Source organism: Pseudomonas sp. URMO17WK12:I7, assembly GCF_003269045.1.
GTDB lineage: Bacteria > Pseudomonadota > Gammaproteobacteria > Pseudomonadales > Pseudomonadaceae > Aquipseudomonas > Aquipseudomonas putida_J.
This window is the reverse complement of record NZ_QLTL01000027.1, coordinates 26,980-43,927: the sequence shown is the minus strand read 5'-3', so window position 1 is coordinate 43,927 and position 16,948 is coordinate 26,980. Positions and strand designations below refer to the sequence as shown.

14 protein-coding genes and 4 tRNA genes are annotated in these 16,948 nt (G+C 63.9%); 4 read left to right on the top strand and 14 right to left on the bottom strand.

The window, feature by feature from the left end:
- Positions 1-17: 17 nt before the first annotated feature.
- The 7 genes from H040_RS25995 to H040_RS25965 form a co-directional block, all read right to left on the bottom strand.
- A complete protein-coding gene (locus H040_RS25995) occupies positions 18-1,043 on the bottom strand; it encodes a WD40/YVTN/BNR-like repeat-containing protein (protein ID WP_371260253.1) in 1,026 nt (341 codons plus the stop codon).
- 258 nt (positions 1,044-1,301) lie between these two features.
- Positions 1,302-3,959: an aminopeptidase N gene (pepN, locus tag H040_RS25990; protein WP_027919128.1), complete on the bottom strand. Its 2,658-nt coding sequence runs from the start codon at positions 3,957-3,959 to the stop codon at positions 1,302-1,304.
- Positions 3,960-3,972: 13 nt separating this feature from the next.
- The gene (locus tag H040_RS25985; RefSeq protein ID WP_027919129.1) at positions 3,973-4,803 is read right to left on the bottom strand and encodes a DUF2797 domain-containing protein; all 831 of its coding nucleotides are present in this window, start codon (positions 4,801-4,803) and stop codon (positions 3,973-3,975) included.
- Complete coding sequence (locus H040_RS25980) at positions 4,800-5,060, bottom strand: YeaC family protein (protein ID WP_016485539.1); 261 nt, start codon at positions 5,058-5,060, stop codon at positions 4,800-4,802. Before H040_RS25980 ends, H040_RS25985 begins: the two co-directional genes overlap by 4 nt.
- A gap of 13 nt (positions 5,061-5,073) precedes the next feature.
- Entirely contained in the window at positions 5,074-5,961 is an 888-nt protein-coding gene (locus H040_RS25975) for a rhomboid family intramembrane serine protease (RefSeq protein ID WP_027919130.1), read from the bottom strand.
- The gene (locus H040_RS25970) at positions 5,958-6,929 is read right to left on the bottom strand and encodes a metallophosphoesterase (protein ID WP_027919131.1); all 972 of its coding nucleotides are present in this window, start codon (positions 6,927-6,929) and stop codon (positions 5,958-5,960) included. Before H040_RS25970 ends, H040_RS25975 begins: the two co-directional genes overlap by 4 nt.
- Positions 6,929-7,819 carry an NAD(+) kinase gene (locus tag H040_RS25965; RefSeq protein WP_027919132.1) on the bottom strand — a complete coding sequence of 297 codons (891 nt, stop codon included), beginning with the start codon at positions 7,817-7,819 and terminating at the stop codon, positions 6,929-6,931. Before H040_RS25965 ends, H040_RS25970 begins: the two co-directional genes overlap by 1 nt.
- Positions 7,820-7,863: 44 nt before the next feature.
- Here H040_RS25965 and H040_RS25960 point away from each other — a divergent pair, with 44 nt between their 5' ends.
- Both H040_RS25960 and cybB read left to right on the top strand, forming a co-directional pair.
- Positions 7,864-8,844: a DUF1853 family protein gene (locus H040_RS25960; protein WP_027919133.1), complete on the top strand. Its 981-nt coding sequence runs from the start codon at positions 7,864-7,866 to the stop codon at positions 8,842-8,844.
- Positions 8,845-9,007: 163 nt separating this feature from the next.
- The gene (gene cybB / locus H040_RS25955; RefSeq protein WP_027919134.1) at positions 9,008-9,553 is read left to right on the top strand and encodes a cytochrome b561; all 546 of its coding nucleotides are present in this window, start codon (positions 9,008-9,010) and stop codon (positions 9,551-9,553) included.
- Here the strand turns inward: cybB and H040_RS25950 are convergent.
- Positions 9,544-10,434: a 1-aminocyclopropane-1-carboxylate deaminase/D-cysteine desulfhydrase gene (locus H040_RS25950; RefSeq protein ID WP_112312923.1), complete on the bottom strand. Its 891-nt coding sequence runs from the start codon at positions 10,432-10,434 to the stop codon at positions 9,544-9,546. The genes cybB and H040_RS25950 overlap by 10 nt on opposite strands.
- A 136-nt stretch (positions 10,435-10,570) precedes the next feature.
- Positions 10,571-12,607, bottom strand: coding sequence for an NADPH-dependent 2,4-dienoyl-CoA reductase (locus H040_RS25945; protein ID WP_027919136.1), 2,037 nt, complete (start codon positions 12,605-12,607; stop codon positions 10,571-10,573).
- Positions 12,608-12,793: 186 nt separating this feature from the next.
- Between H040_RS25945 and H040_RS25940 the strand changes: the two genes are divergently transcribed.
- A complete protein-coding gene (locus H040_RS25940; protein ID WP_027919137.1) occupies positions 12,794-13,912 on the top strand; it encodes a nitrilase-related carbon-nitrogen hydrolase in 1,119 nt (372 codons plus the stop codon).
- Between the two features lie 4 nt (positions 13,913-13,916).
- Positions 13,917-14,957, top strand: coding sequence for an AraC family transcriptional regulator (locus H040_RS25935; RefSeq protein WP_027919138.1), 1,041 nt, complete (start codon positions 13,917-13,919; stop codon positions 14,955-14,957).
- Between the two features lie 224 nt (positions 14,958-15,181).
- On the opposite strand, the gene H040_RS25930 is transcribed toward H040_RS25935, so the two are convergent.
- From H040_RS25930 to H040_RS25910, 5 genes are all read right to left on the bottom strand, one after another.
- Complete coding sequence (locus tag H040_RS25930) at positions 15,182-16,006, bottom strand: DUF2242 domain-containing protein (RefSeq protein ID WP_027919139.1); 825 nt, start codon at positions 16,004-16,006, stop codon at positions 15,182-15,184.
- Positions 16,007-16,195: 189 nt separating this feature from the next.
- A tRNA-Asp gene (locus H040_RS25925) sits at positions 16,196-16,272 on the bottom strand.
- A 140-nt stretch (positions 16,273-16,412) separates the two neighbouring features.
- Positions 16,413-16,489: transfer RNA gene (locus tag H040_RS25920), tRNA-Asp, on the bottom strand.
- A gap of 99 nt (positions 16,490-16,588) precedes the next feature.
- Positions 16,589-16,665, bottom strand: a tRNA-Asp gene (locus H040_RS25915).
- 66 nt (positions 16,666-16,731) lie between these two features.
- Positions 16,732-16,807, bottom strand: a tRNA-Val gene (locus tag H040_RS25910).
- Positions 16,808-16,948 lie beyond the last annotated feature (141 nt).

The following is a 16,948-nucleotide window of genomic DNA, read 5'->3' as shown; positions in this document are numbered from 1 at the left end:
GATGCTCTCCCTGCTGGTCATGGACGCACCTCCTTGGCAGCTTGCTCTGCGCCTTCGGCGCTGGCCAGGTGTACGCCACCCTGCCCCACCAGCAGCAAGCCACCGTCGGCCAGGCCAGTGACGCCGGCCAGGGCGATGCGGTCGCTGCGGTTGTAGACGCTGAAGGTCTGGCCATCATCGGTGCTGCGCAGCACGCTGCCACCGTTGCCGACCAGCACCAGGCTGCCATCTTCGACAAGCGTAGCGCCTGCCAGGCCGAATTCGAGGTCGCCGCGCGCGGCCTTGAGCTCGATTGGCTGCCAGCTGTCACCGAAATCGCTGGAGCGGAACAGGTTGCCGCGCAGCCCGTAAGCCAGCAGGGTATTCGCCTTGGCAGTGCCGATCACGCCAAAAAGCGAGCCCTCGTAAGGGCCCTGGACCTTGGCCCAGGTCTGGCCGTTGTCGCTGGAGCGGTACATGCCACCCTGCTCGCCGACGATGAACAGGCCAGCGTCGCGCACCCGGGCGATGCCGTTGAGGTGCAGCTGGTCGGGATTGTCCAGGCGTTCAGCGATGTCCTGCCAATGCTGGCCGCCGTCGCTGGTTTCCAGCAGTGCGCCATAGGCACCCACGGCAAAGCCGTGCTGGGCGTCGAGGAAGGTGACATCGAGCAAGGGCGCTTCGCGGGACAGGTCTTCGAATTGCTTGCTCCAGGTGGCGCCCCCGTCGCTGCTGGCCAGGATCTGCGCATCGTGGCCGACCGCCCAGCCGCGCTTGTCATCAAGGAAGAACACGGCAGTGAGCAGTTGCCGGGTGGGCACCCGGGCCTGAGTCCAGGTGCTGCCCTGGTCGTCGGAGAACAGAATGTGGCCGCGATCACCGACCACCACCAGTCGCTTGCCGGCATGGGCGGCGCCGATCAGCAGGCTCTGGCTGGCCTTGGCTGATTCGGTCGAGTATTCATCGGCAGCAGCGGCCTGCGCGCTGTCAGCCCACATGCCCAGTGCCAGCGCCAGCATCGCGCCGGCCGCCAACGGCCAGGCACCACGCCTGGCCTGCGTCATCACCCGCTCCTTCATGACCATCCCCTGTTGTGTTCTTCTTGGTGGGTCTGTGCTGTGAAAAGCCTGTGTTAGAGGCTTGCAGGGATCGTATCGGGGTAGGTCGCGGGAATACAACGCGCGCTGCGTTATGTTTTGTTAACCGCCCAAAAGCTTCGCGGGTAAACCCGCTCCCACAGCGACCGCACAGACATTGAACCCTGTGCAGTACCTGTGGGAGCGGGTTTACCCGCGAAGAGGCCGGGGCAGGCTACAAAAAACTCAAGCCAGGCTCTTGCTCACCACTTCATACACATCGCTGGACAGCTCGCCGGACGCGAGAATCCGCTCCAGCTCGCCCTTCATCAGCACTTGCCGCGCGTCGTCATACTTGCGCCAGCGGGTCAGCGGTGCCAGTTGACGCGAAGCGATCTGCGGATTCAGCGCATTCAACTCGATCACCAGGTCCGCCAGGAAGCGATAGCCCGAACCATCGGCTGCATGGAAATTGACCAGGTTCTGCCCGGCGAAGGCACCGATCAGCGCCCGTACCTTGTTCGGGTTTTTCAGGGTGAACGCCGGGTGCTGCATCAGCGCCTTGACCCGCGCCAGCCCGCCCGGCAGCGTGCTGGCTGCCTGCACGCTGAACCACTGGTCCATGACCAGCGGGTTGTCCTTGAAGTGCTCGGCAAAGCTTTCCAGCGCCTTGGCGCGCTCGGTCTCGAACGGCGAGTTGACCAGCACGGCCAGCGCGGTCAGGCGCTCGGTCATGTTGTCGCACTGCTCGAACTGCTCCAGGGTCGCCTCCAGCACCTGAGGCTTGCCGCTTTGCATCAGGTACGACAGGGCAATGTTCTGCAGGCTGCGGCGGGCGAAGTGCTCGGCGGCGGCCACGTAAGGGGTGTTGCGCGACACTTCGCGGTTGGCCTGGTAACGCGCCCACAGGGCGTCGAACAGCTGCTCGGCGATCTGTTGCCGGGCAAACTCACGGGCGGCGTGGATGGCGTCCACATCGGCCACCTGGCTGATCTCGGTCAGGTAGGCTTCGCCTGGCAGAGAGAGCATCTCGGCGACCATGGCGGGGTCCAGCGATGCGTTGCCCAGCACGGTACCGAGGGCGGTGATCAGGCGCTGGTCGAGCTTCAGCGCTTCACCGCGCTGATGCTGGCCGATCAGCTCCTGCAGCACTTGCACCGACAGCTGCTGGCCCGCTTCCCAGCGGTTGAAGCCGTCGCTGTCGTGCTGCATGAGGAACATCAGCTGGTCGCGGTCATATGCGAAGCTCAGCTTCACTGGCGCACTGAAACCCCGCAGCAGCGAAGGCAACGGCTTGGCGGCGATACCCTGGAAGGTGAAGGTCTGCTCGGCTTCAGTCACCGACAGCACCCGGCTGGTACCAGCGGCAGTGGCTTCACCGGCCAGTTGCAGCGGCAGGTCGTTGCCTTGAGCATCGAGCAGGCCCAGCTCCACCGGGATCACGAACGGCAGCTTCTCGGCCTTGTCCGGGGTCTGCGGGCAGCTCTGGCGGAAGGTCAGGCTGTAGGTCTGGGCACCAGCATCAAAAGCCTCGCTCACGTCCAGGCGCGGAGTGCCGGCCTGGCTGTACCAGCGCTTGAACTGGGCCAGGTCGACGCCGTTGGCGTCTTCCATGGCCTTGATGAAGTCGTCGGTGGTCACCGCCTGGCCATCGTGGCGCTCGAAGTACAGGTCGCTGCCCTGGCGGAAGCCTTCGGCGCCCAGCAAGGTACGTACCATGCGTACCACTTCGGCGCCCTTCTCGTACACGGTCAGGGTGTAGAAGTTGGAGATTTCGATGAAGCTGTCCGGGCGCACCGGGTGGGCCATGGGGCCGGCATCTTCGGCGAACTGGTGGGTGCGCAGGTAGGCGACGTCCTCGATGCGCTTGACCGTGCGCGAGTTCATGTCAGCGCTGAACTCGGCATCGCGGAACACCGTGAAGCCTTCCTTGAGCGACAGCTGGAACCAGTCGCGGCAGGTCACGCGGTTGCCTGACCAGTTGTGGAAGTACTCGTGGGCGACAACACCCTCGACACGCTGGTGAGCGGCGTCGGTGGCGGTTTCGGCGCGGGCCAGCACGCAGCTCGAGTTGAAGATGTTCAGGCCCTTGTTTTCCATGGCGCCCATGTTGAAGTCGTTCACCGCGACGATCATGAAGATATCCAGGTCGTATTCACGGCCGTAGACTTCTTCATCCCAGCGCATGGACTTCTTCAGGCTGACCATGGCGTGGTCGCACTTGTCGATGTTCTCGGGCTCGACGTAGATACGCAGGGTCACGTCGCGGCCGGATTGGCGGACGAAGTTGTCTTCCACGCACCACAGGTCACCGGCCACCAGCGCGAACAGGTAGGCCGGTTTCATGAACGGGTCTTCCCAGGTCGCCCAGTGGCGGCCTTCTTCTGCCGGGCCGCTGCCGATCGGGTTGCCGTTGCTCAACAGCACCGGGTAGCGATGCTGCTCGGCGATCACCGTGGTGGTGAAAGTGCTCATCACGTCCGGGCGATCGAGGTAATAGGTGATCTTGCGGAAGCCCTCGGCCTCGCACTGGGTGCAGAACATCTTGCCGGACTTGTACAGGCCTTCCAGCGCGGTGTTGCTCTGCGGGTGGATCTTCACGCTGGTGTCGAGGGTGAAGCGTTCAGCCTTGGGCTGCACGGTCAGGCTGTCGGCGTCGAGCTGGTACTCGCCTGGTTGCAGTTCCTGGTCGTCCAGCGAGGCGCGCAGCAGCTCCAGCTGCTGGCCGTCGAGCTCCAGTGGCGGCAGGCCGGCACCACGTGCCGGGTTGCGGCGCATGACCAGTTGCGCGTGAACCAGGGTGTGGTCCTCGAACAGCTCGAAGGTCAGGTGCGTCTCGTCGATCAGGTACTCGGGCGCCTGGTAATCCTTGAGGTAGATCACTTGCGGTTGTTCGGTACGCATGTGCAGGTCCTTTTTACTGGAGCACGGCCAACTGGTAGGCCGTGTACTTGCGAATATTGATCACGCCGGTGTCAAAGATCAGGTACTGGCCCTTGATACCCAGCAGCGTGCCTTCGGCCACCGGGTCCTTGTCGAGGTTGAAGCTGACGATCTTTTTCGGATAGGCCTCGACCGGGTAGCGTATTTCCACCACCTCGGCGTCGGGCAGCGGCTGGATCGCCTGCAGGCCGAAACGGCCCTGCAGTTCGCGCAGCCCGTCGGCACAGGCCTCGAAAATCTGCTCGCGAATGGCCGGCAGGTCGAGCACTTCGGCGTCGCCCTTTAGCAGCGCGCGCCAGTTGGTGCGGTCCGGCACCTGGCTGCGCAGCACGTCCTCGACCAGGCCCGATTGCTGGCGGGTGGCCACGCGCATGATAGGCAGCGCCTGGCTTGCGCCCTGGTCGAGCCAGCGGGTGGGCAACTGGGTCGCGCGAGTAATGCCGACCTTGATCCCCGACGAGTTGGCCAGGTAGACCACATGGTCGGTCATGCAGAACTGCTCACCCCACGACGGCTCGCGGCAGGTGCCGGCGTCGTAGTGGCATTTTTCCGGGGCCATGATGCACACGTCACACTGGGCCAGCTTGGTCATGCACGGGTAGCAGTAACCCTGGCTGAAGCTGGTCTTGGTGCGCTTGCCGCAATGGCTGCAGTGAATGGCGCCGAGGTATTCCAGGCGCAGGCGCTGGCCGATCAGCGGGTTGACCGGCACCTGGGTGTCGTCCAGGCGGAAGCTGTATTGCACCACCGGCGCCTGCAGGCTGACCGCCATCTTGCTCAAAGAGCCACGAGCGAGTTCGATCAATGTACCGAGTCCGACTTGAACAGAATGTTGGCGATGGGCGCGGACTTGGACGCGCATTCCTGCGGGCCCATGTAACCGGTGCGCTGCTCTTCGGGCAGGTTCTTCATCTCCCAGGCGATTACCGCCTGCAGCGACAGTTCTTTCTGCTCGGCGGTAAGCTTGCGCCCGTCCGACCATTTGCCGATTTCCACGGCCAATTTCAGGCTCTCGTAGATTTCCGGGGTAATGTTTTCGATCATTTGCGCGAAAGTGGACATAGTGTCTCCTGGTTCAAGCCGACAGTTTACGCCGGGCCAGCGCCCCGCCCAAGAGCCCGGTCAGGCATCCGATGAGCAGCCCGCCGACGTGGGCGGCGTTGGCGATCTGGCCGAAGCCGAGCTGGCCGACCACACCGGTCAGGCAGATCACCAGCCAGATCAGCATCATCACCAGCACGCCCTTGGGCAGGTTGAAGTGAGGGTTGGGCGCCAGCCACTGGTACAGCCAGACGTGACCGAGCAAGCCGTAGAGCACGCCGGACAGGCCGCCGAACAGGCTCGGGCCACTGGTGTAGTGCTGGGCCAGGTTTGACACCAGGCTGAACAGCAGGGTCAGGCCCAGCAGTAGCCAGGGGCCCTGGCGCAGTTCGATGCGCTTGCCAAGCTCCCAGTACCACATGCCATTCATGGCCAGGTGCAGCACGCCGAAGTGCAACAGCATGGGCGACACCAGGCGCCACCACTGGCCCTCGGCCAGGCCCTGGGCCAGCGGGGTGAAATGCAGGTATTCCCCTTGGACGCGGAAGTCGAGGAAGGTGAACCAGCTGATGGCGTTGAGGTTGTCGCCCAGGCTGGTGAGGCCGGCGACGACCAGGCAGAGAACGAGGATGGTGGCGGTGACCTTGCAGGCTTTGGCCTGGTCCGCCAGGGAGGGCTGTGTGGGGGCCATCGCGGATGAGTCCGCGCCTACAGGGGCCTGCGCAAGCTGCACATCCGCGTTGCCATCGGGGAAACGCTGGTAGAGCTCGCGCACGTCGGCGGCCAGGCTGTCGGGGGCCCAGAGCACTTGCTCATCACCCTCTTCGCTGACCCGGTGCGGCAATTGCAGGCGCTGCAGCAGGTGGACGAAGCCGCTGAGGTCGACCGACAGCGGCAGGCGCATTACTTCGATGATATTCATTGGTTGGCCTGCGGGCGTTCGACGTCGACCCAGACGAACTTGTGCGGGTCGATGCGGGTTTCATCATCCAGCCGGTAGGCCGCCAGCTTTCCGTACAGCACCGCGCTGTAGTCCAGGCAGGCCAGGTTGGCGCGGATCGGCGCCGGGCGGCCGCTGCGCCAGTAGTGGCCGACGAACAGCATCGGTTCGTCCTCGGCATAGTGCAGCAGGGCGTTCTTTTCGGTATGGCTCAGTGGCGTGCGGGCAACGTCATCGGGCAACGCATCGGGCTGGAAGACGATGTCGCCGTAGGTTTTCGGGTCTTCTTCCCAGAACTTGGTACGGAAGAAGGCGCGGGTCAGTCCATCGCCGCCGGTGAGGGTCAGCCCATCCGGCAGGCGCATGTCGGTGCCCCGCAGCAGACGGTTGCACACGGTAGCGGCAAAGCTGCCGGAAACCGCCGAAGCCTGGATGAAGTGCTCGTCGATGCGCCCGTCCGGGTACTGCTGGCGCAGCGGTGCGATCAGCTGCGGGTCCCAGCAGGCATGCACCAGGCGGAAGCGCCCCGCGTCGACGAACAGCGGCATGTCGTAGAACCACTGCACGAAGTCGTGCCAGTCGCCGGGGTGGTGGACAAATTGGGTCAGGGTTTCGTCGATCAGCCGGGCGTGGCGCGGCGTGTGTTCGCGCACGAACGCCTTGCCGCTGCCGGGCAGTGCCGGGGTGACCCAGCCCAAAGCGTTGTACTCGTGGTTGCCCATGATGCAGAACGCCTGACCGGCCTCGACCATGTCATGCACGATATGCAGTGCCTCGCGGATGCGCGGGCCTCGGTCGACGATGTCGCCAAGGAACAATGCCTGCCGCCGCGGGTGGCGCCACACGCCAGCGACGCGTTTGTAGCCCAGGGCGTCGAGCAGGCGTTCGAGGGTCAGTGCACAACCGTGCACGTCGCCGATGATGTCGAAACTGCGCGCCGGATCGAGCATCAGTCGTCCCTGCCTCCCAGGCGGCTGCCCCAGCCGAGTTTGGTGCGACACACCTCATAGTAGTTGTGATCGAGCGGGTGGATCAGGCGCAGCTTCTGCGGCTTCTTGCTGACCGTGATGGTGTCGCCCGGGGCGCAGGTGAAGTGGTTCTGGCCGTCGCACGACACTTGCGGGTAGATCTGCAGGTCCTTGGACACCACGATCTTCAACTCGCTGTTGCCGTCGACCACGATCGGCCGGCCCGACAGAGTGTGCGGGTACATCGGCACGATGACAATGGCGTCGAGCTTGGGGTGCATGATGGGGCCGCCGGCCGACAGCGCATAAGCGGTGGAGCCGGTCGGAGTGGCGACGATCAGGCCGTCGGCCTTCTGGCTGCAGACGAACTGGCCGTCGATGTAGATCTCGAATTCGATCATCCGCGTCGACTTGCCCGGGTGCAGGACCACGTCGTTGAGCGCGTCGCCCTGGCCGATGGCTTCGTGATGACGGCGCACCTCGGCCTGCAGCAGGAAGCGGTTTTCAACCAGGTAGTGGCCGTCGAGCACTTCGGCGACTTTCTGCTCCAGTTCGTCCGGGCGGATGTCGGTGAGAAAGCCCAGGTTGCCGCGGTTGATACCCAGCACCGGAACATTGTGCCGGGCCAAGGCGCGGGCAGCGCCTAGCAGGCTGCCATCGCCACCGACGACGATGACCAGGTCGCAGACCTCACCGAGCAGCTTGCGCGTCGAGGTTTGCAGGCCGTGGCCAGGCAACACTTCGGCGATGGTGTCCTCGAGAATCACGTGCAGGTGGCGCTCGAGGAGGAATTTTTTCAGTCGGCGAATGGTGTCGAGCACCTGCGAGCTGCCAAGGCGGCCGATGATACCGATATTGCGAAATTGCTCCATGGGGCTCCTGCGAGGCTCTGCGGCGGGGTGACGATGCCGCGATTATGGGCGAAACGACCGGGCAGCGGCAAACCGGCTATGCTCGCAGCATGATGCCATTTGCCGAGCTCCATGAGCTGCCCCGCCGCTTGCGCCGCCCTGCCGTGCGCGACCTGGCCTGGACCCTGCTGTCGCCTGCGCTGCTCAGCGCCCCGCCCTGCCCCCAGCGCCACCCGCTGGCGGGCAGTGCCTGGGCGGGTGATCCGCAACGCCTGAAGGACTGGCTGTGCGCCCTGGATGCAGATGACCTGCCCTTGCGCGACTGGTTGGCCAAGCTCACCAGCCGCCGCCTGGGTTTGTACTACGAAGGCCTGTGGCAGTTTGCCCTGGCGCAAGCGCCCGGGGTCGAGTTGCTGGCATCCAACCTGGCAATTCGTGCGGGCGGGCGAACCTTGGGCGAGCTGGACATTCTGATGCGTGATGGCGAAGGCACTCAGCATCTGGAGCTGGCGATCAAGCTCTACCTGGGGCCGACGGTGGAAGACGGACGCGACCCGGCGCACTGGCTCGGGCCAGGCTGCCATGACCGCCTGGGGAGCAAGCTGGCGCACGTCGCCGGGCATCAGTTGCCCATGTCGGCAGACGTACAGAGCCGCGAAGCGCTGGCTGCCGTGGGGGTCGCCCATGTGCAGGCGCACCTGTGGCTGGGCGGCTATCTGTTCTACCCATGGCCAGGGCATGCCGCGCCGCCTGCAGGTGCCAACCCCCGGCATTTGCGCGGGCGCTGGGTACGGCGAAGCGATTGGCGCGTTGCAGCGGATGAACACTGGCAACCACTGGCACGGCATGCCTGGCTGGCGCCCGCGCGGGTCGAGACGGATGAATGCTGGACGGTGCAGCTGTTTGCAGACTGGCTGGAGCAGCTGGACGAACATACACCGGCGCAACTGCTGGTGAGGTTGGAGCTGGGTGACGATGGTGCCTGGCAGGAAGCCGAGCGCGTGTTTCTGGTGGCTGACAGCTGGCCACACCTACCCGGAAATTGAGGTTGCCTGCACCGGCCCTTTCGCGGCGGTTCGACGCGAAAGGGCCGAGACTGACAACACAAATTTCACCGGCCTGGCGCAAAACTTTCTTTCCAGATTGCGATTACAGTTACCCCAGAGCGCCAGCAAGAGCGCCATTCCAACCTGATGACGAGGACCGATCATGGTTTCATCCACCCCCGCGCCCCATTACGCACGCCTGTCCATCGCCCTGCATTGGCTGATGCTGGTGCTGCTGGCCGCTGTTTACGCCTGCATCGAGTTCCGCGGCCTGTTCCCCAAGGACAGCGCTGAGCGCAACCTGATGAAAGACCTGCACTTCATGCTCGGCCTGAGCGTGTTCGTGCTGGTCTGGCTGCGCCTGGCCGTGCGCCTGAGCCGCCCGACCCCGCCTATCGTGCCCAAGCCACCAGCCTGGCAGACCGGCCTTGCGCACCTGATGCACCTGGCGCTGTACCTGCTGATGATCGGCCTGCCCCTGGCCGGCTGGCTGATTCTCAGTGCCGCCGACAAACCGGTGCCGTTCTTCGGCCTGGAACTGCCGCACCTGATCGGCCCGAACCCGGACCAGGCCAAATTCATCAAGGGCTGGCATGAGCGGGTGGCGACCTGGGGTTACTGGCTGATCGGCCTGCATGCGCTGGCCGGGCTCTACCACCACTACGTGCAGCGCGACAACACGCTGCTGCGCATGCTGCCCTACAAGTAACCGCGACGGCCCTGCAGGCCGCCCGTGTGCAGGAAGATCAGGCGGGTACCGGGCGCGAACAGCCCGGCCTCGACCTGATCGCGCAGGGCCAGCAAGGCCTTGCCGGTATACAGGGCCTCGAACGGCACGCCCGTGTACTGCTCACTCTCGGCGACGAAGGCCAGCAACTCATCATCGAACTTACCGAAGCCGCCACGGCAGGCATCGTGCAACTGGTAGCCCTGCGTGCCGGCCAGTTCAGCGACTGCCTCCGGCACGCCATGATCCATCGGCACCGCCAAGGCGCCATGCACTGCATGCGCCCCTGCCTCGGCCAGCACCAGCCCTGCCAGCGTGGTGCCGGTACCTGCAGCCAGCCACCAGGCGTCGTAGTCTGGCCATCCCAGTGCCGACAATTGCGCACGCGCCTGCTGGACGACCAGCGCACAACCCTCGGCGCCTGCTGCCCCGCCACCGCCCTCGGGAATGCAGTGCCAGCCTGGATAACGCGCCTGCCAAGGCTGCCAGAACCCAGCCTCATGGCGTGCCCGATAGCCGCCGTAGCCTAGCCAGTGAAGGTCCATGCCCAATGCTTGCAGGTCGCGCACCGTGGGGGTTTCCTGGGGGTGGCCGCGCAACAGCCCGGCGGTGGCGAAGCCGAAGCGTTTGCCGGCTGCAGCCAGGGCGTGGAGGTGGTTGGAATGATTGCCGCCCAGGCTGATCAGGCCGGGGGCACTGGAATGATGGGCTTGCTGCAGGTGGTGGCGAAGCTTGAACCACTTGTTGCCGCTGATCAGCGGGTCGATCAGGTCCAGGCGCAGGATGGCGGCCTGAATTTCAGCTTGCTGGAGCCAAGGCAGATCAAGAGGCTGGAGCGGGGCTTGGGGTAGATGCAGGTACATGGAGCGGAGTCTATCAGTGAAATTCTGGGGGCGCTGCGCCCCCCTTTCACGACACAAGGCCGCTCCTACAAGGGAACGTGTCGCCTGTAGGAGCGGCCTTGCGTTGCGAAAGGGCCGCACAGCGGCCCCGGCGATCTCAAAGTTCAGCGGCCAATCGAGACCCTTGGTTGATGGCCCGTTTGGCATCCAGCTCGGCTGCCACATCGGCGCCACCGATCAGGTGCACCGACTGCCCTGCCGCCAGCAGCCCTTCGTGCAGCTCACGCAACGGCTCCTGCCCGGCGCAGATCACCACGTTGTCCACGGCCAGCACCTGCGGCTCGCCGTCGCCAACACGAATATGCAGGCCGGCGTCGTCAATCTGCAGGTACTCGACGCTGTTGAGCATCTGCACCTGTTTGTTTTTCAACCCGGTACGGTGAATCCAGCCGGTGGTCTTGCCCAGGCCATCGCCGACCTTGGACTTCTTGCGCTGCAACAGGTACACCTGCCGCGCCGGCGCGTGTGGCTCGGCCTTGATCCCGGCAACCCCACCGCGCGCCTCCAGGTGGGTATCAATCCCCCACTCTTTCCAGAACGCTTCGCGGTCCTGGCTGCTGGACACGCCCTGATGCACCAGGTACTCGGAAACATCGAAACCGATGCCGCCCGCGCCAATCACCGCGACCGATTTGCCGACCGGTTTGCGCTCGAGCAGCACGTCCAGGTAGCTCAGCACCTTGGCATGTTCGACACCGGGAATGGCCGGGGTACGTGGCGCAATACCACTGGCGAGGATGATCTCGTCGTATCCACCGCTTACCAGCGCCTGCACATCGACCCGGGTATTCAGGCGCAGGTCGACACCGGTGCTTTTCACCTTGTTGCGGAAGTAGCGCAAGGTCTCGTGGAATTCCTCCTTGCCCGGCACCCGTTTGGCCACGTTGAACTGCCCACCAATCTCGCTGGCGGCTTCGAACAACGTCACCTCATGGCCACGCTCGGCCGCCACGGTGGCCGCTGCCAGGCCTGCAGGGCCTGCGCCAACCACGGCGATGCGCTTCACGGCGCGCACCGGCAGGTAGTTGAGCTCGGTCTCGTAGCAGGCCCGCGGGTTGACCAGGCAACTGGTCAGCTTGCCACCGAAGATGTGGTCCAGGCACGCCTGGTTGCAGCCGATGCAGGTATTGATTTCGTCAGCACGCCCTTCTGACGCCTTGTTGACGAAGTCCGGGTCGGCAAGGAATGGCCGGGCCATCGACACCATGTCGGCATCACCCTCGGCCAGCACCGCTTCGGCCACTTCCGGGGTATTGATGCGGTTGGTGGTGATCAGCGGAATGTTCACCACGCCACGCAGCTTGGCGGTGACCTTGCTGAACGCCGCACGCGGCACTTTGGTGGCGATGGTCGGGATGCGCGCCTCGTGCCAGCCGATGCCGGTATTGATCAATGTTGCGCCAGCCTGTTCGATGGCCTTGGCCAGCACCTCGATCTCGTCCCAGGTGCTGCCGCCCTCGACCAGGTCGAGCATCGACAGGCGGAAAATGATGATGAAGTTCGGCCCCACCGCATCGCGCACGCGGGTGACGATCTGCACCGCCAGGCGCATGCGGTTTTCGTAGCTGCCGCCCCAGCGATCAGTGCGGTGGTTGGTATGGGCAGCGAGGAACTGATTGATGAAGTAGCCTTCCGAGCCCATGATCTCGACACCGTCGTAGCCCGCGCGCTGTGCCAGCGCGGCGCAATTGACGAAGTCGGCGATCTGCTTCTCGATACCCGCTTCGTCCAGTTCCTTGGGTTTGAACGGGTTGATCGGTGCCTGGATCGCGCTCGGCGCTACCAGGCGCGGGCTGTAGGCGTAGCGCCCGGTATGCAGGATCTGCAGGCAGATCTTGCCACCTGCGGCATGCACGGCCTCGGTGACGATGCGATGCTTGTCAGCCTCTTCCTCGGTGCTGAGCTTGGCAGCGCCGGAGTACCCCCCACCTTCATCGTTCGGTGCAATGCCACCCGTAACCATGAGGCCGACACCACCCCGGGCGCGCTCGGCAAAATACGCCGCCATGCGTTCGAAACCGCCCGGGCGCTCCTCGAGGCCGGTGTGCATCGAGCCCATCAGGGTGCGGTTGCGCAATGTGGTAAAGCCCAGATCCAGCGGGGCCAGCAAATGCGGGTAGCGGTCGGCAGCCATGGTACGGTTCCCCAGGTGGCGTGATCACGGAGTGCGAGCACCTCTGCGGGTGCCCGTCGTTTGTCTGCCTGCGACATTAAACAGCCGTTTGAACGCGCTCAATGATCGAAACTGACAACTTATTGATCCTTGCGCACAGCAGTACTACCCTAGGTAACCCTCTTATCCAAGGCGCTGCACCGCTTCATGCGAAAACTCCTGGCAGGCGCCCTGGCGCTGGTGACGATTGCCGCGCTTTGCGGTTACGGCTTCTGGACCCAACAGCGCCCGGAAGGCCACTACCTCTCCGATTTGCGCATCGAACTGGCGCTCAACCACGGCGTGCCTGGCGAGCATGGCAATCTGCTGGGTATCGAGCCGTTGCTGTTCCCCAGCGACTACCAGAACCTGCAACGTCTGCACCGCAAGCTTTCTGCCTACCTGGAGCAGGCTCGCACCCAGGGCCTGGTTGGCCCGCGCACGGTCGTGGTGCTGCCCGAGCACATCGGCACCTGGCTGTGGGCGCGAGGCGAAAAAAACGAGCTGTACCAGGTCACCCGCAACCGTGACGCCGAGCAGTGGCTGGAGCTGAGCAACCCGTTGCGCTATGGCCTGGCGATGCTGAGCGCCAATGGCGACGATCGGCGCGCCGATGCCCACCTGCGCATGAAAGCCCAGCAGATGGCCAGCGATTACCAGCAACTGTTCGGCGGCCTGGCCAAGGAGTTCGGCGTGACCCTGGTGGCAGGCTCGATCGTACTGCCCGCGCCCTACGTCGATCAGGGCGTGCTGCACATTGGCCACGGGCCGCTGTTCAACAGCAGCATGGTGTTCGCTGCGGACGGCTCGCTGCTGGGCCAACCCCAACACCAGCAATACCCCGACAGCGAAACACGGCGCTACATCCACCCTGGCCGGGATTACCCGTTGCAGGTACTGCAGACTCCCGCCGGGCGCCTCGGCGTACTGATTGGCAGCGACAGCTGGTACCCCGAAAACCAGCGCCAATTGCAGCAGCAGCAAGTCCAGCTGATCGCCAACCCGGTGTTCCTCAGCGGCAAAGGTAGCTGGAATGCCCCCTGGCGCGGCAATCGCCATCAGGACGCCGCTGCCGAGCTGGCCCTGCAGCGCGGCGAGGTCAGCGAGCAGACCGCCTGGCAACGCCTGACCCAGGCCGCAGGTGACAGTGTCAGCAGCATGAGCGTGTTCATGCGTGGGCAGTTCTGGGAACAGGGGAGCGACGGCCAGGGCTTTGCCCATCAGTCAGGTGAGTTGCTGGCAGGCCCTCCCAGCCACGGCGCGCGCCTACTGAACGTGTGGCTGTAGGCACATGAGCCGCCCCCGCGTGCGCCTTGGCGACCTTTCGGTAGGTTTCGTCCAGCCTCTTGCCGAGGCGCTGCGCGAGCTGGGCCATGATCCGGCTTCGCTGTTGCAGCAATACGGGCTCGATACCGCACGCCTGGCCGAAGCCGGTGCGCGCCTGTCGATCCCGCGCTACATGCACTTGGGGCATGCGGCCATCGCGCTGTGTGGCGAGCCTGCGCTGGGCCTGCGCATGGGGCAACTCAGCCGCCTGGCCCAGGCCGGTTTGGCCGGCGTCACAGCGGCCCAGGCCCCGACCCTGGGAGAGGCGGCACACACACTGCTGCGATTCGAGCCACTTTACGCCGCCAACTATCGTGGCCATTCCAGCTACCAGGAAGACGCCCAAGGCGCATGGCTGAGCTTCTATTCGATCAGCCCCTACAACGACTACAACCGCTTTGTGGTCGATTCGCTATTGGCCGGCTGGCTGACTCAGCTCGCCGCCCTGGCTGGCGCCCCTTTGCAGGCCGAGCGCCTGGAAGTCGAATTCGATGCACCCGGCTACGCCGCCAGGTATCAATCCCTTTGCAGCACGCCGGTGCAATTCGCCGCCAGTGCCAACCGCTTGCGCCTGAGCCGCAGCACGCTCGAGCTGGCCAACACACAGCACTGCCCAAGCACCTTCGCCCACCTGCTGCAGTTGTGTGAAGCGCAGATGCTCCAGAGCACACGGGTACGCAGCCTGGGCGAGCGCATCACCCACCTGCTCGGGCCGTTGCTCAATGGCGGTCGTGAACCCGACCTGGAAGAAGTGGCATTGCACCTGCAACTGCCCACCTGGACATTGCGGCGCAAACTGGCTGAAGAAGGCACGCGTTTTCGCGACCTGCTCAATGACACACGACGCGACCTTGCCGAAGCCTATATCCGTGATACGGAGCTGGCCTTTGGCGAAATCGCCTATCTGTTGGGGTTTGCATCGGCAGAGGCCTTCCAGCGCGCATTCAAGCGCTGGACGGGCCTTACGCCGGGGGAGTTTCGCCGCAACCAGCGGCGGGCAGGTTAGAGCTCTGTGGCGTCGTCTGCCGGTTCTGGCGGGTCCAGTTCGTAAGCCTGAAATTCGAGCAGCTCTTCCTGATAGTCATCCATCGCCCTGCGTCCTCTACTCATCTGTCTTCGTTGGTCATGCCTTCAACCTAAGGGAGCCGGGTGAAGGAATGATGACAAGCTCATGAGTGGTAAACGTAGCAGGTGTTCAGGAACTTATCGCCGCTCATCTGTAACAGCTGATTAAAGCGACGGCGATGCCGACGCAGCAGGCTCTGCGTCCTGCTGCACCTGAATCGGTGCAGCCTCCGCGGGCGGTGCCACCGGTTGCGAACCCTGGCTGTCATCGACCACCGGTTTGGCAACTGCTTCACTGGCAGGAGCAACCGCCGCAGGTGCGGGAGAGCTCTCAACCAGCGGGGCTGCCGTTGGCGGTGCGGCTGCTGGCGCCACTGCTGCCTGTTCCGGCAAGCCCAGGTCTGGCGCGGGCTTTTCGGGCTTGACGACAGGCGCCTCGACCTTCGCCTTGGCGACCTTCTTCGGCTTGGGCAGGAAACTTTCGACAAGGGCGAAGTAACGGTCGTAGAACTGGGCCGCCGTGACCGTCTCGCTGGCGACCTTGACCATCGAGTCGTCGCTGGAGCCAATCGGCATGGATACCGAACCGAGCACACCGACACCCAGGCTGGCCGAGCTGTTGGACTTTTTAAGGCTGTAGCGGTCCTGCAGCGCGTTGGCGAACATGGTCGAACGCTTGTCGTCGTTGACATCTGGCGCACAGGTCACGTTGAAGCTGATCTGCAGGTGGTTTTCGCTGTTCTGCTGGAAGCTCTTGTTGCCCATCACCTGGTTGGAGCCACTGCTGGTGATGATGTAGCCCTGGCTGAGCAGTGCACGGCGGGCTGCTTCGCAGGAGCCGGCATCGGTCACCGGGAAGCTGCGCGAATAGGTCCCCGAATCGTCGAAGTTCTCGTGCTCGTAGATGGCGGCTTTCTTCGAGGAGCAACCGGTCACGCCCGCCAGCACCAGGGCCAGCCCGAGCGCACCAAAGACGGATGATCTGGTCATTGCGTATTCCGGGTAAGTCAAAAAGAGGCCTATTGTGCATCACAGCAGGCAAGCACAGGAACCGTTGATCGGTGAAGAGTCTGTCAGGTTCGTGTAAATCTGGTCATCGCCGAGGCCCATAAACGAAAAAAGCGACCCGAAGGTCGCTTTCTCGTTGCCTCAAGGCGTTCAAGGGCCTTGTAGCGAAGATGGCGCAGCGGACGGGACTCGAACCCGCGACCCCCGGCGTGACAGGCCGGTATTCTAACCGACTGAACTACCGCTGCGTATCATTCAGGCTTGCGCCCGATTGAAACCTGGGTCTACCCTTCCGGCGCGATGGCCTCAGGGCAGGCACAAAAAAAGCGACGTGAGATCGCTTCATCTGTGATTGCTTCAAGGTGTTCTAGGGACCTCGAAACGAAGATGGCGCAGCGGACGGGACTCGAACCCGCGACCCCCGGCGTGACAGGCCGGTATTCTAACCGACTGAACTACCGCTGCGTATCGTTCAGGCTTGCGCCTGATTGAAACTGGGATCAGCCTCAGGCGTTTTGCCTTCGGCTTCAGACCGGTGCCAAGCACCCATCTGTTACTGAAAAATGGCGCAGCGGACGGGACTCGAACCCGCGACCCCCGGCGTGACAGGCCGGTATTCTAACCGACTGAACTACCGCTGCGCAGTGCGTTTCTCTCCGGCTATGGCTTCATCAGAAGCGTCCAGCGCTAGAAACAATCTCAGGAAGTGGTGGGTGATGACGGGATCGAACCGCCGACCCTCTGCTTGTAAGGCAGATGCTCTCCCGGCTGAGCTAATCACCCTCGCGATGTTGCTTGTTGCGTTTGCTTCGCTGAGGCCGCGAAATTTACGCAGGTACCGAAGCTAAGTCAATAGCCCCGTTGAATTTTTTTCAAAAAAGGCAAAAACGGAAAAGGGACCTTTCGGTCCCCTTCCCTTAGGGC